At 69.2% G+C, this 23,314-nt stretch carries 22 protein-coding genes and 2 tRNA genes; 9 read left to right on the top strand and 15 right to left on the bottom strand.

Annotated elements, in window-relative coordinates; translation table 11 throughout:
• Positions 1-577: 577 nt before the first annotated feature.
• Both AB0F88_RS19855 and AB0F88_RS19850 read left to right on the top strand, forming a co-directional pair.
• A complete protein-coding gene (locus AB0F88_RS19855) occupies positions 578-988 on the top strand; it encodes a hypothetical protein (RefSeq protein WP_362685572.1) in 411 nt (136 codons plus the stop codon).
• 53 nt (positions 989-1,041) lie between these two features.
• Positions 1,042-1,275, top strand: coding sequence for a hypothetical protein (locus tag AB0F88_RS19850; RefSeq protein WP_362685569.1), 234 nt, complete (start codon positions 1,042-1,044; stop codon positions 1,273-1,275).
• A 137-nt stretch (positions 1,276-1,412) separates the two neighbouring features.
• On the opposite strand, the gene AB0F88_RS19845 is transcribed toward AB0F88_RS19850, so the two are convergent.
• The 7 genes from AB0F88_RS19845 to AB0F88_RS19815 form a co-directional block, all read right to left on the bottom strand.
• Positions 1,413-1,841, bottom strand: a complete 429-nt coding sequence (locus tag AB0F88_RS19845; RefSeq protein ID WP_362685566.1) for a PH domain-containing protein — start codon at positions 1,839-1,841, stop codon at positions 1,413-1,415.
• 150 nt (positions 1,842-1,991) lie between these two features.
• A tRNA-Met gene (locus AB0F88_RS19840) sits at positions 1,992-2,068 on the bottom strand.
• Positions 2,069-2,712: 644 nt separating this feature from the next.
• Positions 2,713-2,786 (bottom strand) — tRNA-Met (locus tag AB0F88_RS19835).
• A gap of 74 nt (positions 2,787-2,860) precedes the next feature.
• The gene (locus tag AB0F88_RS19830; protein WP_362685563.1) at positions 2,861-5,800 is read right to left on the bottom strand and encodes a UPF0182 family protein; all 2,940 of its coding nucleotides are present in this window, start codon (positions 5,798-5,800) and stop codon (positions 2,861-2,863) included.
• Positions 5,801-6,086: 286 nt separating this feature from the next.
• Positions 6,087-7,133, bottom strand: a complete 1,047-nt coding sequence (locus AB0F88_RS19825) for a PDZ domain-containing protein (protein ID WP_362685560.1) — start codon at positions 7,131-7,133, stop codon at positions 6,087-6,089.
• A gap of 83 nt (positions 7,134-7,216) precedes the next feature.
• A complete protein-coding gene (locus AB0F88_RS19820) occupies positions 7,217-7,642 on the bottom strand; it encodes a molybdenum cofactor biosynthesis protein MoaE (RefSeq protein ID WP_362685557.1) in 426 nt (141 codons plus the stop codon).
• A gap of 188 nt (positions 7,643-7,830) precedes the next feature.
• Positions 7,831-8,904, bottom strand: a complete 1,074-nt coding sequence (locus tag AB0F88_RS19815; protein WP_362685611.1) for an NAD-dependent epimerase/dehydratase family protein — start codon at positions 8,902-8,904, stop codon at positions 7,831-7,833.
• Positions 8,905-8,983: 79 nt separating this feature from the next.
• Here AB0F88_RS19815 and AB0F88_RS19810 point away from each other — a divergent pair, with 79 nt between their 5' ends.
• The 3 genes from AB0F88_RS19810 to AB0F88_RS19800 all read left to right on the top strand — a co-directional run bounded on the left by AB0F88_RS19810 (position 8,984) and on the right by AB0F88_RS19800 (position 12,010).
• Positions 8,984-10,306: a zinc-dependent metalloprotease gene (locus tag AB0F88_RS19810; RefSeq protein WP_362685554.1), complete on the top strand. Its 1,323-nt coding sequence runs from the start codon at positions 8,984-8,986 to the stop codon at positions 10,304-10,306.
• Positions 10,303-10,848, top strand: a complete 546-nt coding sequence (locus tag AB0F88_RS19805) for an NUDIX domain-containing protein (RefSeq protein ID WP_362685551.1) — start codon at positions 10,303-10,305, stop codon at positions 10,846-10,848. The genes AB0F88_RS19810 and AB0F88_RS19805 overlap by 4 nt, the downstream gene beginning before the upstream one ends.
• 160 nt (positions 10,849-11,008) lie before the next feature.
• Positions 11,009-12,010: an endonuclease/exonuclease/phosphatase family protein gene (locus AB0F88_RS19800; RefSeq protein ID WP_362685548.1), complete on the top strand. Its 1,002-nt coding sequence runs from the start codon at positions 11,009-11,011 to the stop codon at positions 12,008-12,010.
• A 179-nt stretch (positions 12,011-12,189) separates the two neighbouring features.
• On the opposite strand, the gene AB0F88_RS19795 is transcribed toward AB0F88_RS19800, so the two are convergent.
• From AB0F88_RS19795 to AB0F88_RS19785, 3 genes are all read right to left on the bottom strand, one after another.
• Complete coding sequence (locus AB0F88_RS19795; RefSeq protein ID WP_362685545.1) at positions 12,190-12,771, bottom strand: hypothetical protein; 582 nt, start codon at positions 12,769-12,771, stop codon at positions 12,190-12,192.
• A gap of 14 nt (positions 12,772-12,785) precedes the next feature.
• Positions 12,786-13,301 (bottom strand): M48 family metallopeptidase, encoded by a 516-nt coding sequence (locus AB0F88_RS19790; RefSeq protein ID WP_329085638.1) that lies wholly within the window; start codon positions 13,299-13,301, stop codon positions 12,786-12,788.
• Positions 13,302-13,442: 141 nt separating this feature from the next.
• Positions 13,443-14,228, bottom strand: coding sequence for an enoyl-CoA hydratase-related protein (locus AB0F88_RS19785; protein ID WP_362685542.1), 786 nt, complete (start codon positions 14,226-14,228; stop codon positions 13,443-13,445).
• Between the two features lie 477 nt (positions 14,229-14,705).
• Here AB0F88_RS19785 and AB0F88_RS19780 point away from each other — a divergent pair, with 477 nt between their 5' ends.
• The gene (locus tag AB0F88_RS19780) at positions 14,706-15,806 is read left to right on the top strand and encodes a ThiF family adenylyltransferase (protein ID WP_362685539.1); all 1,101 of its coding nucleotides are present in this window, start codon (positions 14,706-14,708) and stop codon (positions 15,804-15,806) included.
• 63 nt (positions 15,807-15,869) lie between these two features.
• Positions 15,870-17,207, top strand: a complete 1,338-nt coding sequence (locus AB0F88_RS19775; protein WP_362685536.1) for an AarF/UbiB family protein — start codon at positions 15,870-15,872, stop codon at positions 17,205-17,207.
• Between the two features lie 217 nt (positions 17,208-17,424).
• Here the strand turns inward: AB0F88_RS19775 and AB0F88_RS19770 are convergent, their stop codons facing one another.
• The 5 genes from AB0F88_RS19770 to AB0F88_RS19750 form a co-directional block, all read right to left on the bottom strand.
• Entirely contained in the window at positions 17,425-17,619 is a 195-nt protein-coding gene (locus AB0F88_RS19770; protein WP_362685533.1) for a hypothetical protein, read from the bottom strand.
• 148 nt (positions 17,620-17,767) lie between these two features.
• Positions 17,768-18,037: a WhiB family transcriptional regulator gene (locus tag AB0F88_RS19765; protein ID WP_329085648.1), complete on the bottom strand. Its 270-nt coding sequence runs from the start codon at positions 18,035-18,037 to the stop codon at positions 17,768-17,770.
• 128 nt (positions 18,038-18,165) lie between these two features.
• The gene (locus AB0F88_RS19760) at positions 18,166-18,465 is read right to left on the bottom strand and encodes a hypothetical protein (RefSeq protein ID WP_362685530.1); all 300 of its coding nucleotides are present in this window, start codon (positions 18,463-18,465) and stop codon (positions 18,166-18,168) included.
• A 115-nt stretch (positions 18,466-18,580) separates the two neighbouring features.
• Positions 18,581-19,447 carry an acyl-CoA thioesterase II gene (gene tesB / locus AB0F88_RS19755; RefSeq protein ID WP_362685527.1) on the bottom strand — a complete coding sequence of 289 codons (867 nt, stop codon included), beginning with the start codon at positions 19,445-19,447 and terminating at the stop codon, positions 18,581-18,583.
• On the bottom strand, positions 19,444-21,516 hold the full coding sequence (locus AB0F88_RS19750; RefSeq protein ID WP_362685524.1) for an ATP-dependent DNA helicase UvrD2: 2,073 nt from the start codon (positions 21,514-21,516) through the stop codon (positions 19,444-19,446). The genes tesB and AB0F88_RS19750 overlap by 4 nt, the downstream gene beginning before the upstream one ends.
• 190 nt (positions 21,517-21,706) lie before the next feature.
• Between AB0F88_RS19750 and AB0F88_RS19745 the strand changes: the two genes are divergently transcribed.
• Positions 21,707-22,972, top strand: coding sequence for an alpha/beta hydrolase fold domain-containing protein (locus AB0F88_RS19745; protein WP_362685521.1), 1,266 nt, complete (start codon positions 21,707-21,709; stop codon positions 22,970-22,972).
• Positions 22,973-23,030: 58 nt separating this feature from the next.
• Entirely contained in the window at positions 23,031-23,285 is a 255-nt protein-coding gene (locus tag AB0F88_RS19740) for a glutaredoxin domain-containing protein (protein ID WP_362685518.1), read from the top strand.
• Positions 23,286-23,314 lie beyond the last annotated feature (29 nt).

The following is a 23,314-nucleotide window of genomic DNA, read 5'->3' as shown; positions in this document are numbered from 1 at the left end:
TCCCCCACCCACAGGATGGGTTGGACGGGATTGTGCTTCATGCACTGGCTTTTAACACACTGTTGAGTTCTCAAGAAACGGACGCGTACACCATCACCCTGACCCGACCAAGTGGTCCGGCCACAACTCCGGGGCGTTCCATTTCGTGTCACTATCTTATCAGGAGTGCCGGTTTCGTGTCAAACTGTCGGATTTTCCGACTCTCGACTCGATCCCGCCGAACCCGCTAGGATTGCGACTGCCCCGTTTCCAGGGCAACCCCTCTAACTTACTCCAACATCCGGTCGTTGTCCAATCGTACGGACACGCCCGATTTGCCGGGATCAGAGAGGGTTTTGCTGGGCAGTTCGTCCGCCTCAGGAGGTTTAAACCTGGGACTTCGTTGCCCTGCGGAAAGAACACTACCAGGACTCTCACGTCACAGAGACAACTTGCCAACCATCCCGGAGACTCGCGCGTCCCAAACAGTCATAGGAAGTCGAAGCGCGCAACCAGACGTCAAGCCATTCGCAATCGACTCTGGATACGAAGTAGGCGCGAGGGTCAGGATCCTGACTCCGCCGTGGAGGTGAGCACCATGACCCGCTCGGAGTTCGACGACATCCGCGCGCACATCGACGCGGAGGCCGACCATCCAGGTGACCTACTGAGGGTTGCCAGGTCTCTGCTGAACGACCTTGAAGACGCACGTATGAGAGAGGCGACCCTCCGCGCCTACTATCTGCGTCTCCTCACCGCGGCTCGGGCGACGGTCGCCGCGGAGGCGGCCGGCTATCCGGAGCCGTTGACCTTCCTCACCGACGAGCTCGCCAAGCGTGGCCAGCTCCCGACATCCGAGGACGAGGTGAACCGGATCCTCGCCGACGCCCATACCGCGGCGGCGTTGCTGGCCTGCCTCGAGGAGACCCCTCTCGGGGCCACCCCGATGGGCACCGGCGGATCTCGCGCGCGGAGGTGTGCCGGCACAAGCCGTAGCCTCCCACGATGAGGCGTTCCGCGTCATTGACCTGGCCTTGAACCAAGATCTGTAAGACTCCAGGCATGTTGCAGCGAGGGCTGAATTGGGCTGCGGCGACCCTCGTGGGCGTCTTCGGCTTTGTCTGGACCGGTGTAGTGATGTTCGCGGCCGTCGAGACCCCGGCGTGGACGTGGATCGGACAGGTCTCCTTCGGGACCTTCCTCACCTGCTGGGCTCTCTACAAGGCGAGTCTGCTGGTACGCCGTACCAAGCCCAGTTTCGTCCCGAGACATCGCCGGGTGAGGGTGAGAGCCTGACGAACGTCATCGCGGGCCGAGCCTCGGCGGCCGCCGACCGGCGCCGGGTCCCGGCCCGTGGCGGTGCCCCGAAGGCGTGGCCGGTGACGGCCCGCGGGAGCCTGGCCCTTCGGCCGGTCCGGTGGAGTCCGGAGAGGCTACGAACCCGTCCGGAACGAGCGGAGCTCGTCGGCCACCTCCCGGCACGGCACCCCCAGGTCGAACCGGCTGAGGAGGTGAATGCCCTCCCCCGTGTCGATCTCCAGGAGTTCCGTGCGCGAGGTGAAGCGGGTCCGCGTGTCCACCCGGATGCGTTCGACGGATCTCCACGGCACCCGTTCGGATCCGGCGAAGCCCTTCACCACGACGAGGCCCTCTCCGTCGGCGGTCAGCCGTACCGGAGCGAGGACGTCGCGCACCGCCAGGACCGCCAGGACCGCGGACGCGACACCCGCCAGGATCGCGCCTCGAAGGTCGCCGAGGGTCGACACCGTGAGCACCGCGAAGGCGAGCGCGGCGACGATCTTCATGATGAGGAGGTCACGGCGCACGCGCCAGCGCAGAACGGGTTCGGACGTTTCGGCCACAGCGGCACGTTACCTCTCGGACTCGGCATCTTTCGAAGTACCTCTCGCCCGCCGTGCTTACGGCGGTGTGATGCCCCGGCGCAGAAAGGCGGGTTCCGGCTGCCGGAAATGCGAAAGGCCCTGATCTTTGGAAGATCAGGGCCTTTCGATTGGTAGCGGGGACAGGATTTGAACCTGCGACCTCTGGGTTATGAGCCCAGCGAGCTACCGAGCTGCTCCACCCCGCGTCGGTGTGTGTTTGAACAATATCCGGAATCCCCCTCCGGCTGCAAATCGGTGCGGGAACGCGGGGTGGCGTGCCCGCGCCGTCCCGTCCGCGAGAGCTCGGGCCGCGGGAGATTGCCCAGGTCGGTGAGGCCACGGTGCGGGCGACGAGCCCGGGTGCCACAGGCACGTGAATGACGGTGATGTCCGCGCCACCCGTCGTCGACTGCGCGAAACCACCGAGCGCGAAGCCACCGATGGAGAGGGCGGGGCCGGCCGAGCGGCGGCCGGGGCGCCAGGGCGGCGCCGTGGTCACCGACCTGATGAGGCCGAGCAGGTGGACGGGCGGGGCAGACGGGCGGGGCACCCGTGCGGTGCGGGCTCAGTGCCTCCGTGACGCCGGGAAAGCGGCCCGGAGGTCCGCCCCCTTCCGCCCCTCTGCAGGACCGATGACGAGCGCCGCGAGGCCGGGACGACCTCGGGTGGGGATCGTGTCGTGGATCCGCATACCCGCCGGTGCAGGCGAGTTTCACGAGACACGCGTCCGGTCTTCGCCGGGAGCGGGTTTTCGACGGAGAACCTTTTGAGGGAAAAACCGGTCTTTCCGGGAAGGAGCGACAACACAAAGGCCCCGGTCGCCGTTTCCGGCGACCGGGGCCTTCTCTTGTAGCGGGGACAGGATTTGAACCTGCGACCTCTGGGTTATGAGCCCAGCGAGCTACCGAGCTGCTCCACCCCGCGTCGGTGTATGTCTTAACCATACCCGGCTTTGGTGGTGGACGCGAATCGAATAGCGCTGGGCCCTCAGGTGTCTCCTAGGGACTCGGTGTGACCGACGGGACCGGCGTGGCGGACGGTGTCGCCGACGGCGCCGGGGTTCCCGACGGCGAGGGCGACGGGGTGGGGGTGGCGCCCGTCGTCGCCTCGGTGCCCTTCAGCTTCGACAGCGCCGCCTGGAGCTCCTTCTGGGCGTTGCCGTACTCGACCCAGTCCGGCGGGGTCTCCTGGAGTGCCTTCTGCGCCTTGTCGTACGCCGCCTGTGCCTCGTCGATGGCCTGGGCCAGCGCGGTGGCGGGCTTGGCCTCCTCTGCCGGCTTGGCCTCGCCCGGCTTGGCCTCCTCCTGTGGCGCCGCCTGGGTGCCGTCGCCGAAGACCTGCTCCAGCGCGCCCTTGAGCGTGTCGGCCGAACCGACCTTGCTGCCGTAGGCCACCAGGACACGGCGGAGGATCGGGTACGGCTCCTGGCCGGAGGCGGCCGCGATCTCCACGTAGACCGGTTCGACGTAGACCAGGCCGTCGGCGAACGGCAGGGTCAGCAGGTTGCCGTAGCGGACCTTCGCCTGGCCGAGTCCGAGCAGGTTGAGCTCGCCGGAGAACTTGTTCTGGAAGTTGTTCTGTACCTGGCCGGGCCCGGGGATCGTGGTGTTGGACGGCATGCGCAGGATGCGCAGCTTCCCGTAGTCGGCTCCCGGGGTGGCGTCCACGGCCATGAACGCGGCCAGGTTGGGCCCCTGGCGCGGCACGAACGTGGTGGTCAGCGAGAACGACGGCGCCGCGGTCTTCGGCATCTTGACCGACAGGTAGTACGGCGGCTGCTTGATGTCGCGCTCGCCCGACGACGGGTCGTTCGGGACGTTCCAGAAGTCCTGGCCGCTGTAGAAGGCGTTCGGGTCGGAGATGTGGTACTGGGAGAGCACGTCACGCTGGACCTTGAACAGCGCCTCCGGGTAGCGGAGGTGCTGCTTGAGCTCGGTCGACATCTCCGTCTGCGGCTTGATGACGCCGGGGAAGGCCTTGCGCCAGGTCTGCAGGATGGGGTCCTTCTCGTCCCAGGCGTACAGGCTGACGGTGCCGTCGTAGGCGTCCACCACGGCCTTCACCGAGTTGCGCATGTAGTTGATCTGGTCGCGCGGCTGCGGGACCACCAGGCGCGGGTCGGTGATGGTGTCGCGCGTCATCGCCTCCAGGCTCTTGCTCTGGGAGTACGGGTAGGCGTTGGACGTGGTGTACGCGTCGGCGAGCCAGACCACCCTGCCGCCGACGATGGCCGGGTAGGGGTTGTCGTCCAGGCTCAGGAACGGCGCCACCTTGGCGATCCGCGCCTGCGGGTTGCGCTCGTAGAGGATCTTGGAGTTCGCGTTGACGTCACCCGACAGCAGCAGGTTGATCTCGCCGTACTTGGCGGCGTAGAGCATCCGGTTGAGGAAGGACCCGACAGGGACCCCGCCCTTGCCGTCGTAGGTGGTGTTCTTCTGGCCGGTGCCGCCGCTCTCGGGGTAGTCGAGCTCCTGCTTCTGCTGGCCGGTGCCGCCGACGACGACGTACTCGGTCGAGCCGGGTGCCTCGCCGAAGTAGATCCGCGACTCCTTGAGCTTCGTCCGGTCCACCAGGGCGCCGGTGACCGGCATGTCCTTGGCGTCGAAGTTGGGCAGGCCCTCGGAGTCGACCTCGTTGCCGGGCGCGGCCACGAAACCGTTGCCGTGGGTGTAGACGAGGTGCCGGTTGATCCAGTTGTTCTGCTCCGCCGGCGGTCCCGTGAGCTCTCGCACGGCCACGACGGTGTCGCGCATCGTGCCGTTGGCGTCGGGGTAGCGGTCGACGTCGAGCGGCTCGTGGAAGTCGTAGTAACCGCGGATCCGCTGCTTCTGCTGGTAGGTCTTGGCGACCAGGCTCGGGTCGAGCAGGCGCACGCCGGAGATGGAGCTGTCGGCGGTGACGTTGACCTTGGTCGGGTCGCCCTGAGCCGTGTAGTCGATCACTTCGGCGTTGTCGACGCCGTAGGCTTTTCGGGTCGCGTCGATGTTGCGCTTGATGTACTCCTGCTCCTTGCCCTGCTGGTTCGGCTTGACCTGGAACTGCTCGACCAGGGCCGGGTAGACCCCGCCGATCAGGATGGCCGAGAGCACCAGGAGCCCGAAGCCGACGCCGGGCAGCATTCCGCCGGATCGCACGACCCCGGCGAAGAACAGGACCGCGCAGATCAGGGCGATGACCGCCAGGATGCTCTTGGCGGGAAGCACCGCGTTGACGTCGGTGTACGAGGCTCCGTGCCGGAATCCCCGGTCGGAGAAGACCAGCCCGTACCGGTCGACCCAGTAGGCGATCGCCTTCAGCAGCACGAAGACGCCGAGCAGCACCGACAGATGCGCCCGGGCGCCGCGCGATGCGTGCACGCCGGGTGACTGGAGGCGGAACCCGCCGTACAGGTAGTGCACGATCGCCGCCAGCAGGGCGGAGAGCACCACCGCGACGAACAGGAAGTTCAGCACCATCCGGATGAACGGATAGGTGAACATGAAGAAGGAGATGTCGATCTTGAACTGCGGGTCGACCTCGCCGAACGGCGTCGCGTTGACGAATTCCAGCCAGGTCTTCCACTGACCGGAGAAGGACGATCCCGAGAACAGGCCGAGCACCGCCACGCCGATCAGGAAGATCAGCTTTCGGTGCGGGTCGAGGGCCATCCGGTACCGGTCGGCGCCGCTGGCGCCGCCGAACATCCCCGGGCCGAACATCGGCCGCATCCGGTACGCCATCAGCATGTTGCCGCCGACGATGCCCACCATCAGCAACGCGCCGACGATGAAGAGCAGGATCTGCGTGACGACCACGCCGGAGAAGACGGCCGTGTAATCGACCGAGTCGTACCAGAGGTAATCGGTGAAAATACTGGCAAAGAGGAAGAACAACGCGATTATCGCGACCAGCGCGATCGCGACGGGAACTAGCAGTCGTGGCCGGCGGGGCAAGCGCATTGCCCTGCCGGCTCCGGGGGTCCGGAAGCTCAAGGCCAACCCCTTGTCGTAAGAGCACGGTCCGTGTCTGGCAACCTACACCGGCGGGAGTTGGGTCGCGGTCAGCCTTTCGGGCACGGTCCGGCCACAACGCCCGCTGGTCTCGGGTCCACAGGTCCAACGTACGAGAGGCCTGATGAGTGCCCCGCGACGAGGTCCGGGACCGGAAAACCTGATCTTTTTCGTGGATCGGGCGTGGCGTCCCGCTTTCCGGGCTTCTCTTCCCGTGCGGTTCCGGGTTCCGGGGTCAGCCGGCCGGGCAGCTCGGCACGGAACCCGAGCCGGTGCGGAGCGCGTCGACCGCCTGGACGGCCTCGTGCAGGGTCGAGACCTTGATCAGCCTGAGGCCGGCCGGGATCGCCTTGACCGCCTCGGCGCAGTTCTCCGCGGGGGTGAGGAAGATCGTCGCGCCCGCCTTCCTGGCGCCGACCATCTTCTGCTGGATGCCGCCGATCGGGCCGACCTGACCCTCAGGGGTGATCGTCCCGGTCCCGGCGATGGACCTGCCGCCGGTCAGCGCCCCGGGGGTGAGCTTGTCGACGATGCCCAGGGAGAAGATCATCCCCGCGCTCGGCCCGCCGACGTCACCGACGTTGATCTTGACCTGGAAGGGGAACTTGTAGCCGACCCGCATGGTGATGCCCACGATGGGGTTGCCGTCCTTGCCCGCGGCGGTCGGAACGGCGACGGTCACGCTCTGGGCGCCCCGGTTGACGATGAAACTGACCTGCTCGCCCGGCTTGTGCCTGCGGACGGAGGCGGAGACGGTCTCGCGGTCGGACACGGGCGTGCCGTCCACCGAGACGATCTCGTCGCCGACCTTGAACTTCCCGTCGGCCGGCAGGCCCTTCTCGGTGGAGGCCACGGTCACGACCGAGCTGTAGGGGATCTTCAGCTCCGTCAGCGCCGCCGCGGTCGCGTCGTCCTGGGAGTTGGTCATCTCCTGGGTGTTCTGCTGCTCGACCTCTTTCGCGGTGGTCGCCGGAGGGAAGATCGTCTCCTCGGGCACGACCGCGATGGTGGGATCGATCCATCCCCTGAGCGCGCTGAAAAGGTCGATCCTGGTGCCGGGCCCGCCCTGGTAGGCGACGGTGACGAGGCTGAGCTTGCCTTCCGTCGGATACGTCTGGCGCCCCTCGACGCTGATCACCGGCTTGCCGTCGACGTCGCCGATCGTGTTCTCGGTCGGCCCGGGGCTCAGCACGACGTACGGCACCGGCAGCACGGCGCCGACCAGCGCGAGCATGAGCGTGAGGAAGCCCGCCACCATGAGGGTCAGCGCTCGTCGGGACATGGACAAAGCCTATGCCGTACGACAGGTCATGAAACCGCACCCCGACGCCGCCGCGCCGACGGCCGCGCACCCGCCGGCCGGGCTCACTCGCAGGCCCCGACCCACTCGGAGGAGCCGTCGGTGAAAAGCTGGTTCTTCCAGATGGGGACCTGGCTCTTGAGGTCGTCGATCAGCCTGCGGGAGGCCTCGAACGCCTCACCCCGGTGCGGCGCGGCGACCGCCACGACGACCGCGATGTCGCCGAGTTCCAGGTCGCCGACCCGGTGGACGGCGGCCAGGGCGGTCACGGGAAAGTCCGTGGCGATCTTCTCGGCCACCCGGCGGAGCTCGTCCACGGCGCTCGGGTGCGCCGAGTAGGACAGGCTCGTGACCGGCTTTCCGTGATCCTGCTCGCGTACCGTGCCGACGAAGACGGTCGTGCCGCCCGCGGCGTGGTCACCGACGGCGGCGAGCACCTCGTCGACGGAGAGCGCGCTGTCGCGAATATCGAGCAACCGGATGACATCCACGCCGCAAAGCGTACCGCCCGGGAAAAACGGCGTTCGGCCGCGCACCCCCTCAGGGACAGGCATCCGATTCGCCCTGCCCCGTCATCCTTCATGCCCACGTGACGATGCGAGACCGTACGAACTCGCACGGTCCATACGAACCCATACGAACCGGTGGCCACCCGCGGGCCGTTCGCCCCGCGCGAACCTCAGGTGCGGCGCTTCTTGCGGGCGGCGCGGACGATCGCCGCGGTGCCGAGGACGGCGACGGTGGCGCCGGCCGCGGTGAGCGTGGCCTCCTTGCCGGACAGGCGGCGGCCCACGACGGCGTGCTTGCCCTCACGCAACTCCAGGAGTTGCTCGAACGCGGCCTCGTTGCTCCACTGGGGCTTCCATCCGGCCTCGCGCAGCGCGGTGCAGTCGACCACCCAGGGGTAGACGACGTAGTGCAGGTCGGTGGCCGGGGCCGGGGTGACGCCGAGGCGGTGCAGGCGCTGGGCGGTCCCGAAGGTCAGCCCGGCGGGCAGCTCCAGCCGGCGCAGTCCGGAGATCTCCTCCACCTGCTCCTGCTCCAGCCAGCCGTCGCCGCCGACGGCCACCACCCCCGAGACCGTGCCCAGCGCCGCCATCTCAAGCGCCGAGACGAGGTCGTCCACGTGGCAGAACTGCCAGCGGGGGCTGCAGCCCTTGACGGTCAGCAGCCTGGGCGCCTCGAAGTGCCGGGTCACCACGCTGTCGACGCCGGGACCGACCACCGCGGCGGGCCGGACCACGGTCACGCCGAGACCGGGATGGCTGCGCAGGGAGCGCCGGGCCAGCGCCTCGATCTCCAGGTGGTCGCCGACCATGCCCGTGTCGGGCTCGGCGGCCACCGCCGATCCCTCAGGCAGCGGGACGGGATTCTCGGGAACGGCGCCGTACACCATGGCGCTGGTGACCAGCACGACCCGCCGCACCCGTGCGGCGGCGCTGGCGGTGAGCACCGTCTGGGCCGCTCGCAGATTGTAGGCGCGCCGCTCCGCAGGGTTGACGTCGAGCGCGTAGTCGGCCGCCAGATGCACGAGCACGTCAATATCAGATATGCGGTTCGCCAAGAGCGGATCTCGGACATCGAGGACCCGCCAGGTGACGTCGGGAACATCGCCACGCTGCTCGTCGATGGCCACGACCCTGCGGAAATCCGCAGACGAGGCGACCTTCGCGAGGAAGGCACGGCCTAGGCCCGAGGCGGCGCCGGTGACGGCGACGACGGGGGGCCGGGAGCGTTTCGAGGTAGGCACCAGGTCCTCACTTTGCACTGACCCGCCATGCGACGGATAACGTGGCGGATGTGGACTCCTCCATCCTGCACGAGGTAGAGCGGTGACTGACTTGCCAGGTCGGGAAAACGACCCCAACGAGAATCCGTTCGCCATGTTCGGCAACCCGGAGCAGATCGCAGCGGCAATGCGCCAGTTCGCCGACATGCTCTCCGCTCCGCCGACCTCAGGTCCCGTCAACTGGGACATGGCGAAGAACATCGCACGGCACGTCGTGGTCGCCGAGGGCGATCCGAGTGTCATGGAGGGCGAGCGGCGCCAGATCGTCGACGCCCTGAATCTGGCCGATCTATGGCTCAACGAGGCGACCTCCCTGCCGAGCGGGGTGAGCAACCCCCAGGCGTGGAGCCGTTCCGAGTGGATCGAGAAGACCGTCCCGGTCTGGCAGAAACTCTGTGACCCGATCGCCGCCCGCATGGTCGAGACCATGAGCGGCACGCTCAGCGCCACCGGTCTGCCCCCGGAGGCACAGGCCATGGCCGGGCCGCTGATGGGGATGATGAAGCAGATGGGCGGCATGATGGTCGGCCAGCAGATCGGCCAGGCCGTCGGCTCGCTCGCCCTCGAAGTGATCGGCTCCACCGACATCGGCCTGCCGCTGTCGGACAACGCCGCCCTGCTGCCCGGCGGCGTCGCGGCGTTCAGCCAGGGTCTGGAGACCCCCGCCGAGGAGATCCGCCTCTACCTCGCCCTGCGCGAGGCGGCCCACCACCGGCTGTTCCAGCACGTGCCGTGGCTGCGCGCCCACCTGCTCGGAGCCGTGGAGGAGTACGCCAAGGGCATCACGGTGGACGCCTCCGCGCTGGAGGAGCAGCTCCGCGGGCTCGACATCAACAACCCCGAGCAGCTCCAGCAGGCGCTGAGCGGCGGCAACCTGCTCAAGCCCGAGGAGACCGAGCGGCAGAAGGCCGCCCTGTCCCGGCTGGAGACCATGCTCGCCCTGGTCGAGGGCTGGGTCGGCACCGTCGTGGACGGCGCCGCGGACGGCAAGCTCCCCTCGGCGACCGCGCTGTCGGAGACCGTACGGCGCCGCAGGGCGACCGGCGGCCCCGCCGAGCAGACCTTCGCCACGCTCGTCGGCCTCGAGCTCAGGCCCCGCCGCCTGCGCGAGGCCGCCGCCCTGTGGCAGGCCCTGGAGGCCGACCGGGGCGTCGACGGCCGCGACGCGGTCTGGAGCCACCCCGACCTGATGCCCACCGCCGACGACCTCGACAACCCCGAGAGGTTCGTACGGGGCGAGCCCGAGCTCGACCTGTCGTCCCTGGAGGGGACCCTGCGGCAGGAGCCTCCGGCCGCCCCGGGCGAGGACGGCGACGACGACGGGAAGGGCCGCAAGGACGACGGCGGCCGGGACGGCGGCGTGTGAGCCTGCGCGCCGACGCGAAGGAGGTGCTCACGGGGTGGAACGCGCCCACGGCGGAGGAGGAGATCCTCCGCAAGGAGTTCCTGGAGCACCTCCACGCCCATGACGACGCGATGTGGCGCGAGTGCGTCCCCGGCCACCTGACGGCCACGACCGCGGTGCTCTCCCACGACGGCGAGCGGGTGCTGCTGACGCTGCACCCCAAGGCCGGGATGTGGCTGCCCATGGGAGGGCACTGCGAGCGCGGCGACGCCTCCCTGGAGGCGGTGGCGCTGCGTGAGGCCACCGAGGAGTCCGGCATCGCGGGACTGCGGCTGCTACCGGGCCCGCTCGCGCTCGACCGGCACCTGGTCTGGTGCCACCCGCCGCACAGCAGCCACCTCGACGTCGAGTACGGCGCCGTCGCCCCCGCCGGCGTGGAGGCCGTGATCAGCGCCGAGTCGCTCGACCTGCGCTGGTTCCCGGTGGAGGAGATCCCCGAGCCCTCCGACGAGGCGACCCGCCGCCTGGCCCGCCGCGCCCGCGAGGTCCTGCGCTCCACGTGACCGGACGCTCGGCCTCGTGCGGCTCGGCGACCGGTTCCGGGCCGTCCGGGGCATGCGCCGAGGGCGTTGGACCGTTTTACGCTTGTCTCACCTTTCCCCGGATATCTTCGTCCTCATCAGGCTGTACGGAGCGGATCGGGGCACTGTGAGTGTGGACATCGTGGCTGACAGGGGCGTCGGAGGCGTCGGAGGCACGGTCGTGCCGCCGGCGCGGCGCCGCCGCTGGAGGATTCCCAGAACCCTCGCCTGGGCCGCGGTGACCCCGTTCGCCGCCTGGGCGGTGGCCCGGGTGGCCGGGCTCGAACGCGACTCGCTGACCACCCAGCTCATGACCGGCACCCCGTACGTGGCCGCGGCCTCGCTCGTGCCGGTGCTGCTGTCCGCGCTGGCCCGCAACCGGGCGGCGACGGCCGTGGCGCTGGTCACCGCCGCGGCGCTCGGCCTGAGCGTGCTCCCCAGGGCCTTCCGCTCCGGGGATCCCGTGACGGGGACGCCCCTGCGGGTGCTGACGATCAACACCCTGTTCGGGCACGCCGAACCCGGCGCCGTGATGGATCTGGTCCGGCGGCTGAACCCGGATGTGCTCAGCACCCAGGAGCTGACACCGGGGATGGTCGAGAAGCTGGAGGCGGCCGGGCTGGAGAAGATCATGCCGTACCAGGTGCTGGAGCCGGAGTGGAGCGCCGGGGGCAGCGGCCTGTACGCGCGGTATCCGCTGACGCCGAGGAAGAACCTGTTCGAGGCGATCGGGCACAACATGCCCGCCGCGCTGATGACCGTGCCCGGCGCCAAGCCCGTCGAGATCGTCGACGTGCATCCCTTCCCGCCGCTGGGCAGGCAGGTGTACGACTGGACCGCGGCGCTGGACGCGCTGCCCTCCGCCGCGCCCGACACGATCCGCATCCTCGCGGGCGACTTCAACGCCAGCCTCGACCACGCGGCCATGCGCCGTTTCCTGAGCCGCGGCTATCTGGACGCGGCCGACAGCGCCGGGGAGGGCCTCACCCCCACGTGGCCGGTCAACAAGCGCGTCCCCGCGTTGATCACGATCGACCACGTCGTGGCGGACCGGCGGGTGGGAGTGAACGCGGTCAGCGTGCACACCGTTCCCGGCACCGACCACCGGGCCGTCTTCGCCGACCTGCGCCTGCCCTCGCCCTGACGGGCCGGGTACCTGGGCACCCGGGCACCCGGTCTCGCGGGCCGCCTGAACGAACCATCCTGAGCCGCCCGGACACCCGGACGGGCCGGACACCGGACGGGCCGGACACCTGGACCCCGGACGGTTCGGGCACTCGGGCGCTTCGGGACGGGTGAGCAGGCGCTCGATCATCCGAGGACTCAGGGCGAGAGCAGTGCCCGGGTGTTGTCCCAGCCTTCCAGGCCCGGGTCGAGGAGGCGGATGTCGCCGGGGGTGCGCAGGCGGTGCCAGCCCGGGCCCCTGGCGACCATGCGGCTGCCGGGCGCGGAGGCGCGGAGTGTCTTGATCGGATCGAGGTCGTCGAAGCCCACCGCGGCCCAGGCCGGATAGGGCAGATGGGCGGCCAGCGCGACCGTGCCACCCCCCGCGTCCGGGCAGACGGCGATCCTGGCCCTGCCGAGCTCGCGGAAGAGCTTGCCGATGAGCAGCGGGGGCAGGTCGGGCGCGTCGGCGCTCAGCAGGACCGCCTGCTCGCCGTACGGCAGGGCCGCGAAGGCGGCCTCGACCAGGGCGCCGCCGGAAAGATCGGGGATCTCGACGACCGGGGTGCCCGGCCAGACGATCTCCTCCATGCCCGGGACGCTCGTCACCACCACGGGAGAGACGAAGTCCAGGCCGGCGACGAGCTCGTAGGCGTCTTCGGCGACGGCGGTGAGGAAGTCGGTGGCGTCGACTCCCGGGGGAGCCGCGTCCGCCACGGAGGGCGTGACGAGAACGGCCACCACTCGATCTTCCGTCAACATTCCTCCGCGGAACCGTGAGCCGCCGTGGAGAATCCCTCCAGGAAGCCCCGCGCCCGCTCGGCCTTGGGATAGCGTTCCACAAGCGCCCAGAAGCGCGAGCCGTGACTCGGCACCAGCAGGTGGACGAGCTCATGCATGATCACGTAGTCGACCACCCACGACGGCATGCCCCGCAGCCGCGTGGAGATCCTGATGGTGCCGTGATCAGGGGTGCACGAGCCCCAGCGGTGCTGCTGGTTCTCCACCCAGCGCACACTCGACGGCTTCGCCTCCCCGCCCAGGTAGCGGGCCGACAGATCGACGGCCCGATCGAGGAGATCGTCGTCGGAGGGACGTCTGCGCTGCTCCTTGGCCGCGAGGCGATCGAGCATACGGCGCACCCATTGTTCCTCATCGGTGCTACTCAGACCGGCGGGGAGGAGCACGATCGTTTTCTCGCCGTCGCGGTACGCAGAAACCGTCCGCCGGCGGCGAGAACTGCGGCGGACCTCGACTGTCTCGGGGGGCACATATGAACGGTAGCCGAGAATGACGAATTCACACCAGGGGGTAGAACACGTTCCCGCTGGTCAATCCCCGTTCGTCGTTTGTTCAACACGGGTGATCAACTATGACCGTGACTTATCTAATTAACCTGGATATCAGCCGTCTCATGCGTTGCCGAATCGCGGGGCCCGTCGTTCTCTCTGGGCCGCCAACCCCTCAAGCATGTCGTCGGAGATCATCGTGACCGGCTGGGCGAGGGATTCCCAGCGCAGCGCGGCGTCGAGGTCCGTGTGTCCGCCACCCGCCAGGGCGATCTTGGTGAGCCGGGTGGCGATCGGCGCGCCGGCCGCCGTGCGCGCCGCGATCCCCATCACCTCGGCCATCAGCGACTCGCGGGGAAACGCCCTGGTCACCAACCCCGCGGATGCCGCCTCCGCGCCCGTCATCGTCCGCCCTGTGAGCAACATCTCCCGGGCCACGCCCACCCCCGCGACCCTGGGCAGCAGGTAGGTCGCCGCCATGCCGGGGTGCAGGCCGAGCGAGGTGAAGGGGACGAGCAGCTTGGCCTCCTCGGCGGCGTAGACCAGGTCGCAGGCGAGGGCGAGGCACAGTCCCGCTCCGACGGCCGAGCCGTTGACGGCGGCGATGGTCGGCACCTCCAGGTCGGCGATCGCCAGCCAGGTCCGGTAGAAACCGAGCATCCGCTCGCGCAGTGCGGGTACTCCCTCGGCGGCCCGCTCGGCGAGCCAGGACAGGTCTCCTCCTGAGCAGAACGCGTTTCCCGCCCCGGTGACGACGACGCACCGGAGGTCGCGATCCGCCGCGAGATCGGCGACGGCCAGCCGCCACCGGGCGGTCATTCCGTCGGTCATCGCGTTGCGCCGATCGGGGCGGTTCAGAGTGAGCACCGCGACGCCGTCGTCACGCCGGTCGATCAAGAGCTCGTCCATGCCGGGGAGCGTAACCCACCCTCTCCCGCCCACCACTTCCCGGGGCCGCCTGCCCCCGCCTGCCCCCGGTCCGCCCGCCCCCGCCTGCCCCCTGGTCCGCCCGCCCCCGCTCCTCCCGTCGCCCTCGAAACCGTCGCCCTCGAAACCGTCCGCCCGTCTCCCTGGACGTTTCCCGTCCCGGAAAACGAGACGGATTCCCCGCTTCGGCGAGCGGGACAGACATTCCTCGTCCGGGAGAGGCGGAAGTCCGCATCTCCCCGAGACGGGCGTATCCCCAGGGGCGAAGGGCGCGGAAGGTTCATTTCGAATTAACCCCAGGGGCGGGTTATCCACAGGGCGGGAGTTATCCACAGGCGCGGGAAAAGGCGTCCGGGACCGTACCGGGCCATGCCACGCTGGCACACCCAGCCACCCCCGGCCTGCTCGATCCCCCGCTCAACGGCTCATCCGCGGGCCGTTCCGAGGAAAGGTTCCCCGATGCGACCACGTCTGAAGCCCGCTCTGCGCCGCGTCGCCCGCGACGGGCGCACTCTGCAGTTCGGGCTGCATCCCCGCCACGCGGTGGTGCTGACCGATCTCGAGCCCGAGGTCCGCCGCTGGGTGGAGAGCCTCGACGGCGTACGGGATGTCGCGGGCGTGCTGGCCGGCGCCGCCGAAGCGGGTCTTGGCGAGGAGCAAGGCCGGACCCTGCTCGACCTGCTGGTCAGCCGTGGCGTGGTGGACGACGCGGGTGCGGGTCCAGGCCCGCTGCGCGCGCTCGCGATGGCCGAGCGCGATCGGCTCCAGCCGGATCTCGACGCGCTCTCCCTGACTCCGGGCACGATCGACGGCGGGCTCGCCGTGCTGGAGCGCCGGAGAGAGGCCCAGGTGCGGGTCTACGGCGCGGGCCGGGTGGGCGCGCAGGTCGTCGGCCTGCTCGCCGCCTCCGGGATCGGCCGTATCTGCGTCATCGATCCCGGTACGGCGCGACGCCGGGATGTCGTCCCCGGCGGCCTCGGCTGGACGGAGGTGGGAATGAGCAGGCAGGACGGCGCGGTCGCGGTGGCCAGGAGACTCGCGCCCGGTCTCACGGCCTGGACCGGCGACGGGGCGGCCCAGCTGGCCGACGGGGCCAGGCCTCCGGACCTGGCGGTGCTCGCGCCGGTGGTGCCGCTGGACGGACTATTGGTCAGGGAGCTCGTCGAGTGGGAGATCCCGCATCTGCTGGTCACCGCCTTCGAGGGCTCCGGGTCGGTCGGCCCCCTGGTGCTGCCTGGTCGGAGCACATGCCTGCACTGTTTAGATTTGACCCGACGAGACCGCGACCCCGGATGGCCCGTCGTCAGTGCCCGGCTGGGCGGCTTCCCCGCGGGAGAAATCGCGTGCGGCACGACGCTGTCGACGCTGGTGGCGGCGTCGGCGGCAGGTCACGCACTCGCTGTGATCGACGGCCGTGAACCCGCTGTGACAAACAGCACAATGGAAGTATTGCCAGATTGGAGCTGGAAGAGGCGATCCTGGAGTGTTCATCCTCAATGTCGTTGCTTCCGAAACGAGTTGGGTTCGCTAACAATGGTCGCGTCGGCTACCTGCCGCTGACGGATACACAGCGAAGGGAGGGAGCGGCGTCTCGCTGTGCCAGCGGATACGCCGCCAACCAAGGTGAGTGACCTTCCGCGCCGCGCCGTTGCGCGCTCCGCCAAGCTGGCGGCCCTGCCGATCGGGTTCGCCGGCCGCACCGCTCTCGGTCTCGGAAAACGGATCGGGGGCAAGTCCGCCGAGATCGTCGCCCAGGAAATCCAGGAACGCACCGCCGAGCAGATCTTCAAGGTTCTCGGAGAGCTCAAGGGCGGGGCGATGAAGCTCGGCCAGGCGCTGTCCATCTTCGAGGCGGCGCTTCCCGCCGAGATCGCCGGCCCCTACCGCGCCACCCTGACCAAACTCCAGGACGCGGCCCCGCCACTGCCCGCGGCGACCGTGCACAAGGTCCTCGTCGAGCAACTGGGCGACGACTGGCGGGAGAACTTCCTGTCGTTCGACGACAAACCCACCGCCGCCGCGTCGATCGGACAGGTGCACAAGGCGGTCTGGCACGACGGCCGGACGGTCGCGGTCAAGATCCAGTATCCGGGGGCGGGCAAGGCCCTGCTCTCCGACTTCACCCAGTTGTCCCGGCTCGGCAAGCTCTTCGGAGTGTTGCTGCCCGGCCTCGACATCAAGGCCGTCCTGAGCGAGTTGCGCGAGCGGGTGGTCGAGGAGCTCGACTATCTCCACGAGGCCGAGGCCCAGCACGCCTTCGCCCTGGAGTTCAAGGACGATCCCGACTTCCTGATCCCGGACGTGATCGCCGCCAACGAGCAGGTGCTCGTCTCCGAATGGGTCGACGGCACCCCACTGTCGCGGATCATCACCGACGGCACCCAGGAGGAGCGCGACCGGGCCGGACTCCAGCTCGTCCGTTTCCTGTTCTCCTCGCCCGCGCGGTTGGGCATGCTCCACGCCGACCCCCATCCGGGCAACTTCCGGATCGTCGAGGACGGCCGGATGTGCGTGCTCGACTTCGGCGCGGTCAACCGGATGCCTGACGGATACCCGCCGATCTTCGGAAAGCTGACCCGCATCTTCAACAATGGCGACATGTCGACCGTGGTGCAGGGCCTGCGTGACGAGGGCTTCATCCAGCCGCACATCGAGATCGACCCGGAAGCCCTGCGGGCGTTCCTGGCTCCCTACGTCGAACCGACCGCCGTGGAGGAGTTCTCGTTCAGCAGGGAGTGGCTTCAGCGGCAGGCCGCCACGGCCACCGACCTGCGTCCCGGCAACGTGGTGCGCCAGCTCAACCTGCCCGCCTCGTACGTCCTCATCCACCGCGTGCACGCGGCGGGGGTCGGTGTCCTCTGCCAGCTCGGCGCCACCGCCCGCTTTCGCGAGGAGGTCATCCGCTGGGTCCCCGGATTCACCGACGAGGATTCGGGAGAACCCACTCTTACCAGCGCCTGAGGAATAGTCTCCTTCCCCGCATGGTGGCCTGGCGAAACGCTTGAGGGGTGACCCGCCGGAGCGGGTCACCCCTCGTTCGTCCGTCTCGCTTTTCTCGTCCGTCTCGTTCTTCGATCCGTCTCGCGTGCGACCACGTGTGTCTCTCGTGCGTTCTCCACACGTCGCCGCCGGTTCTCACCGGACAGACACGACAGTCTTACCGAACAGACACGACAGCTCAGACGAGGCGCAGGATCGCGCTCCGCAGGCGCGCCGAGGCACGCTCCGCGTCGCGCTCCGCGCGCTGGAGGCGCAGAAGGCCGGCGGCCCTGCGATGCTCCTCCGCCTCGCGGTGAAGGGTCCGTATTCGGTCACGGACCAGTTCTTCTTGCATAGACGGCAGGTCGAGGCCTCTGGCGGTGAAGTAGCTCATCGGAATGGTCCTTTCGGGAACGTGCGGCTCGTGATGGCTCGGGTTCTCGGTGGTTCAGGTTCTCGGTGGTTCAGGTTCTCGGTGGTTCGGTGGTGTGCGGTTCTCGGTGGTTCATGGTTCTCGGCGGTCCGAACAGCGACCGGATCGTTCAGGCAGCGACCGGGTTCTTGCGGGGACGCCCGCGCGGACGCTTCCGGGGGACGATCGCCCCCCGCAGGACGAGCTCGCCGCCCCAGACGCCCCACGGCTCCTCGCGCTCCAGCGCGCGGGCCAGGCAGGCCTCACGGATCGGGCAGCCTCCGCAGAGCGCCTTGGCGAACTCCACGTCCTCCGGAGACTCGGCGAACCACAGGTCGGGGTCGGTACGACAGGGGATTGTGGCTTCGTCGATCAGGTCCATGACCGTCTGGGCCCCCATCTGCTTCACCTCTCAGCTAGGTGTTGATCTTTGATTACCTCTTGGGGTGGGGGTCAGGAATGACGCGGACAAACAAGAAGGCCGCGGATCCTGGGTGCGGATCCGCGGCCTGAAGGCTTTTTCCTCGGTCAGGTTATGACCGGAGGATGCCCCCAGGGTTGCGGACCGCGCAGTCCACCGTTTCCGATGTGCTTGGTCGTTGCTGCGTAGCTGTCGCCCACTCGGTTACGAGCAGCCGGAACGTCCGTCGCCGGGAAGGCGATCGGAGCGAACCAACGGCCGGTCTCGACCTGGAGATGGGCAGGATTGGCCTGCTGAACCAGAGCTGCCGCGCCGCCGGCGAGGACGATCTGGCTGTCACAAGACAGAACGGTGTTACGGCGCGCGGAAGTGAGCCCCATCTGGGACGACATCAGAATGTTCCTCACAGCGGACTCACCTCCATTCGTTGATCGTCGGACAGTTGCGTCCGACTTGCTTGAGCATGACCCTAAACCCCGGCCCCGGGAGGGGGCAACATATTTTCTACCTGCGACTTTGCGACTATCTCACGCGGATCATCGCCTCCTGCACTACCGACACGGCCAGTTCTCCGGACCGGGTGAACATCTCGCCCTTGGCGAGCCCTCTCGCCGCCCCCGACCACGGCGACTCCTGGGCGTAGAGCATCCACTCGTCCACGCGGAAAGGACGGTGGAACCACATCGCGTGGTCCAGCGAGGCACCGGAGAGGTTGGACGCGCCCCATGCCAGGCCGTGGGTCAGCAGCACGGTGTCGACCAGGGTGAAGTCGGAGGCGTAGGCGGCGAGCACCACGTGCAGCAGCGGATCGTCGGGCAGTTCCGCGTCGTAGCGGAACCACACGTCGGTGTTTGAACCGCGCAGCTCCGGGTCGCGGTGGGCCTCCCAGGTGAGGGGCGTCACGTAGCGGGCGTCCACCGGCCTCGGCCTGGACAACCACTCGCGCAGCGGCGAGTCCGCCCCCACGGCCTGGAGCATCCGGTCCTGGAAGAGCGGCAGGCCCTCGGGATCGACCACCTGGGGCATCGTGACCGCCTGGTGCTCGACACCGGTCTCCGTCACGTGGAAGGAGGCCGACATCGTGAATATCGCCTTGCCGTGCTGGACGGCCACCACCCGCCGGGTGGTGAAGGACCGGCCGTCGCGGACCCGCTCGACGTTGTAGACGATCGGGATGGCCGGGTCGCCGGGACGGATGAAGTAGGCGTGCAGCGAGTGGACGTTGCGGTCGTCGGGCACCGTCCGTCCCGCGGCGACCAGCGCCTGGGCGGCCACCTGGCCACCGAAGACACGCTGGATGCGCTCCTCCGGACTACGCCCTCTGAAGATGTCGAGCTCGATCTGCTCCAGGTCGAGCAGGTCCAGGAGCTCCTTTAACGCCTCGTTCACACGCCCTCCGTCCGGTTCGCGGCGATACGGCACAGTTCGAGCACCGCCTCGCCATAACGATCCAGTTTGACGCGTCCGATTCCGGTGATCGCCAGCAGGTCCTGTTCCGAGAGCGGCGCCCGCTCGGCGATGGCCTGGAGGGTGACGTCGGTGAAGATCGCCCACTGGGGGATCTTCTCGTGCTTCGCCACTCCCGTACGCCAGGACTTGAGCGACTCGAGCAGCGCCTCGTCGTAGTCGGCGGGGCAGCCGGCGCACCTGCCGAGCTTCTGCTCCGCGGCGGCTGCCAGGGTCTTGCCGCAGACCCGGCAGCTGATCGGAGCGGCGACCTGACGGCGGTCGGCCGCCGCGGCCGGGGCTGCGGCGCGGCTTTTCTGCGCGGAGCGGCCGGTGAGCCCGTCCAGGAAGCGGGAGGGTTTGCGGGAACGCCGCCCGCCGGGCGAGCGCGCCAGCGCCCACGACAGCCCCAGGTGGGCGCGGGCGCGGGTGACGCCGACGTACAGGAGACGGCGCTCCTCCTCGATCTGGTCGAGCGACTCGGCGTAGATGATCGGCAGCATGCCCTCGGTGACGCCGACGAGGAAGACCGCGTCCCACTCCAGGCCCTTGGCGGCGTGCAGCGAGGCCAGGGTGACGCCCTCGACCGGCGGCGCGTGCTGCTCCCCGGCCCGGCGCTCCAGCTCGGCGACGAAGGCGGGCAGGTCGGCGCCGGTGGCCGCGAGGTCCTCCGCGAGGTCGGCCAGGGCCTTCAGCGACTCCCACTTCTCGCGGGCCTTGCCGCCGCCGGGCGCCTCGGGGGTGAGCCCGATGCCGGACAGGATGTGGTGCACGGTCGAGACGAGCGTGTCGCCGGGTTCGGCCGAGCGGGCGGCACCGCGCAGCAGCACGACCGCCTGGCGGACCTCGGGGCGCTCGAAGAAGCGGTCGGCGCCGCGCAGCACGTACGGCAGACCGGCTTTGGCGAAGGCCTGCTCGTACGCCTCCGACTGGGCGTTGACCCGGAACAGCACGGCGATCTCGCGGGTCGGCACGCCGCCACCGACGAGCTTCTTCACCGCCCGCGCCACGCCCTCCGCCTCGGCGGTCTCGTCGTCGTACTCGGTGAAGACCGGTTCGGGGCCGTCCGGGCGCTGGGCGATCAGGGCGAGTTTGTGCGGGGTCCGTGCCCTGTCGAGCACCCGGTTGGCCAGGGAGACGACCTGGGGGGTGGAGCGGTAGTCGCGGACCAGCTTGATCACGGTGGCGTTGGGGTGCTCGACCGAGAAGCCGGTCAGGTAGCGGGGGGTGGCGCCGGTGAAGGAGTAGATCGTCTGGTTGGGGTCGCCGACCACGCACAGGTCGTCGCGCCCGCCGAGCCAGGTGTCGAGCAGCAGCTTCTGCAGCGGGTTGACGTCCTGGTACTCGTCGACCACGAAGTAGCGGTACTGCTGGCGGATCTGGGAGGCCACCTCACGGTGCTCGGTCATCACGGCGGCGGTGAGCTCCAGGATGGTCTCGAAGTCGACCAGGTGCCGCTCGCGGCGGAGGTTCTCGTAGGCCTCGTAGAGGCGGAAGACCTCCTCCGGGGGCACGGGCGAGGTGCGGCCCGCCTTCCTGGCGGCCTCCGCGTAGTCCTCGGGGGCGATCTGGGTGACCTTGGCCCATTCGATCTCGGAGGCGATGTCGCGCAGTTCCGAACGGTCCTGGTTCTTGCGCAGGGAGCGGCAGGCGTCGATCAGCAGCGGCAGCTTCGACTCGATCACCCTGGGCGGGTCGCCGCCGATGACACGCGGCCAGAAGTAGGTGAGCTGGCGCAGCGCGGCGGCGTGGAAGGTGCGCGCCTGCACGCCCGGCGTGCCGAGCTGCCGCAGCCGCTGCCTGAGCTCACCGGCCGCGCGTGTGGTGAACGTCACCGCCAGCACGCCCTGGGCATCGACCACCCCGCTGTGAACCGCGTGCGCGATGCGGTGGGTGATGGCGCGGGTCTTGCCCGTCCCGGCTCCGGCGAGGACGCAGACCGGCCCCCGGACGGCTTCGGCCACCTCACGCTGCTCGGGATCCAGTGCCGCCAGAACGTTGTCGGGCCCCACGGAGCCTCCTTACACGCAGTCGAACACACGCGATCGAACGGACCGGGCGGCAACATCCTCCCAGTCACCGGCCAAGCATCAGTCATTCTGGCAACTTGCCGCCGTCAACCTATGTGGTTCGTCGAGATGCACAAAGCAGGCTTTTTACTCCACAATGGGGGCCGAACGATTCCGGGGAAGGAAGAGGCCCGTGCGAACTGGGGTAACCGTGGGTGCGCTCGCCCTGGCGGCGGCGATGATCGGACCCGCGGTGGTGTACACGACCGCGTATGCCCACGGGATCTCGACTCCAGCCCAGCCCAGCGGTACGCCCGGCCCGGCGAAGGCCGGCACCGGGGAGACCGCCGATACGGCCGGGACCGGCGCCGAGAGGGCCTCGGGTACGGCGAGGTCCGGAGCTGGCAGGGCGGACACCGGCACGTACGGCACGGCGAAGGCCAGCGTGGGGGTGGCCGAGGTCGGCAGGGCCGATGTCGGCAGGACCGGTGCCGGCAGGACCGCCACGGACGCGGCCGGGACCAGGGCCGCCGGAGCCCGCACGACCGGGACCAGGGCCGCCGGAGTCAACGCGACCGAGACCCGGAGGACCGGCGCGGGGAAGACCGGTACCCCGAAGGGCGGTAAGGGCGACCCGACACCCCCTCCGGTGACGGAGCCCGACCCGTTGACCCAGGGCACCGTCGTCAACACCGTCGCGTACGGCCCGCACGTTCGCCAGCGCATGGACGTCTGGTACCAGACCGACGAGCTGAAGCGGCCCGGCGTCTTCCTGATCCACGGCGGCTGGTGGTCGTCGGGTGACAAGAAGTACATGACCGAGATAAGCCGGAGCTACGCCGAGCAGGGCTACGTCGTCTTCAACATCAACTACCGCCTCTCCACCGACGCCTCCTGGCCGGCCCAGCGCACCGACACCCTCGACGCGATCGCCACCGCGCGGCGGCACGCGGCGCTGTGGTCCTTCGACCCGAGCGACTACGTGATCGTCGGCTTCTCCGCCGGAGGCCACCTGGCCAGTGCGGCGGGCACCTACAAGAGCCGCCTGCCCGGCCTGCGCGGCGTGGTCGGCATCTCCCCGGTGATCTCCCCGCTCACGGCGTACACCGAGGGCACCGACACCTTCGACCTGGAGAAGCGCAAGCTGCGCGAGTCGGCCATCAAGCTCGCCGGGGGCTGTGAGCCCACCGGCAAGTGCGCCAGGGTCTGGGCGAGCATGGAGGTCCCGTGGCACGCGAGCCGCGGTGACGCGCCCATGCTGGTCGTGCACTCGGAGGACGAGTTCGTGTCGGCGGAGCACGGCAAGCAGCTCAAGGAGCACCTGCGCCAGGTCGGCGTACCGGTGACGATCGTCACCGAGCCCGGCATCGAGCACAGCGCGCCTCTTTACCGGCTGCCCGGCGTGGCGGAGCGGGTTCAGCAGTGGGTCGCGGAGAAGCTGCTCTCACCGGGAAGATGAACGGCCCTCGCTTTGTTGCCAATGGCGCCGGACATCACATGAGGGGATTTCTCACGACATGGCGCTGACTGTGTACACCACCACCTGGTGCGGCCCCTGCAAGCGACTGAAGAGCCAGCTGAGCCGCGAGGGGATCTCCTACAACGAGATCGACATCGAGAGCAATCCGGACGCCGCCACGTTCGTCATGAGCGTCAACAACGGCAACCAGGTCGTACCCACCGTTGTGGTCGACTCCCCCACCGGCCGGATCGTCAGGACCAACCCCTCGGTGATCGAACTCAAGCGCATCCTGGCGGGCGCGGGCGTGTAGCCGCTCCCCCGCGACGCCCGAGCCCCGGT

The organism is Streptosporangium sp. NPDC023963, assembly GCF_040639135.1.
Lineage (GTDB): Bacteria > Actinomycetota > Actinomycetes > Streptosporangiales > Streptosporangiaceae > Streptosporangium.
The sequence above is the reverse complement of the archived record's forward strand: the minus strand, read 5'-3'. Positions and strand labels throughout refer to the sequence as shown.

Excerpts from the sequence above, each read along its gene's own strand:
- AB0F88_RS19780 (WP_362685539.1), top strand. The coding sequence starts at position 14,706 with ATGCGACCACGTCTGAAGCCCGCTCTGCGCCGCGTCGCCCGCGACGGG.
- AB0F88_RS19825 (WP_362685560.1), bottom strand. The coding sequence starts at position 7,133 with ATGTCCCGACGAGCGCTGACCCTCATGGTGGCGGGCTTCCTCACGCTC.
- AB0F88_RS19765 (WP_329085648.1), bottom strand. The coding sequence starts at position 18,037 with ATGGGGGCCCAGACGGTCATGGACCTGATCGACGAAGCCACAATCCCC.
- AB0F88_RS19855 (WP_362685572.1), top strand. The coding sequence starts at position 578 with ATGACCCGCTCGGAGTTCGACGACATCCGCGCGCACATCGACGCGGAG.
- AB0F88_RS19850 (WP_362685569.1), top strand. The coding sequence starts at position 1,042 with ATGTTGCAGCGAGGGCTGAATTGGGCTGCGGCGACCCTCGTGGGCGTC.
- AB0F88_RS19770 (WP_362685533.1), bottom strand. The coding sequence starts at position 17,619 with ATGAGCTACTTCACCGCCAGAGGCCTCGACCTGCCGTCTATGCAAGAA.
- AB0F88_RS19785 (WP_362685542.1), bottom strand. The coding sequence starts at position 14,228 with ATGGACGAGCTCTTGATCGACCGGCGTGACGACGGCGTCGCGGTGCTC.
- AB0F88_RS19830 (WP_362685563.1), bottom strand. The coding sequence starts at position 5,800 with ATGCGCTTGCCCCGCCGGCCACGACTGCTAGTTCCCGTCGCGATCGCG.
- AB0F88_RS19740 (WP_362685518.1), top strand. The coding sequence starts at position 23,031 with ATGGCGCTGACTGTGTACACCACCACCTGGTGCGGCCCCTGCAAGCGA.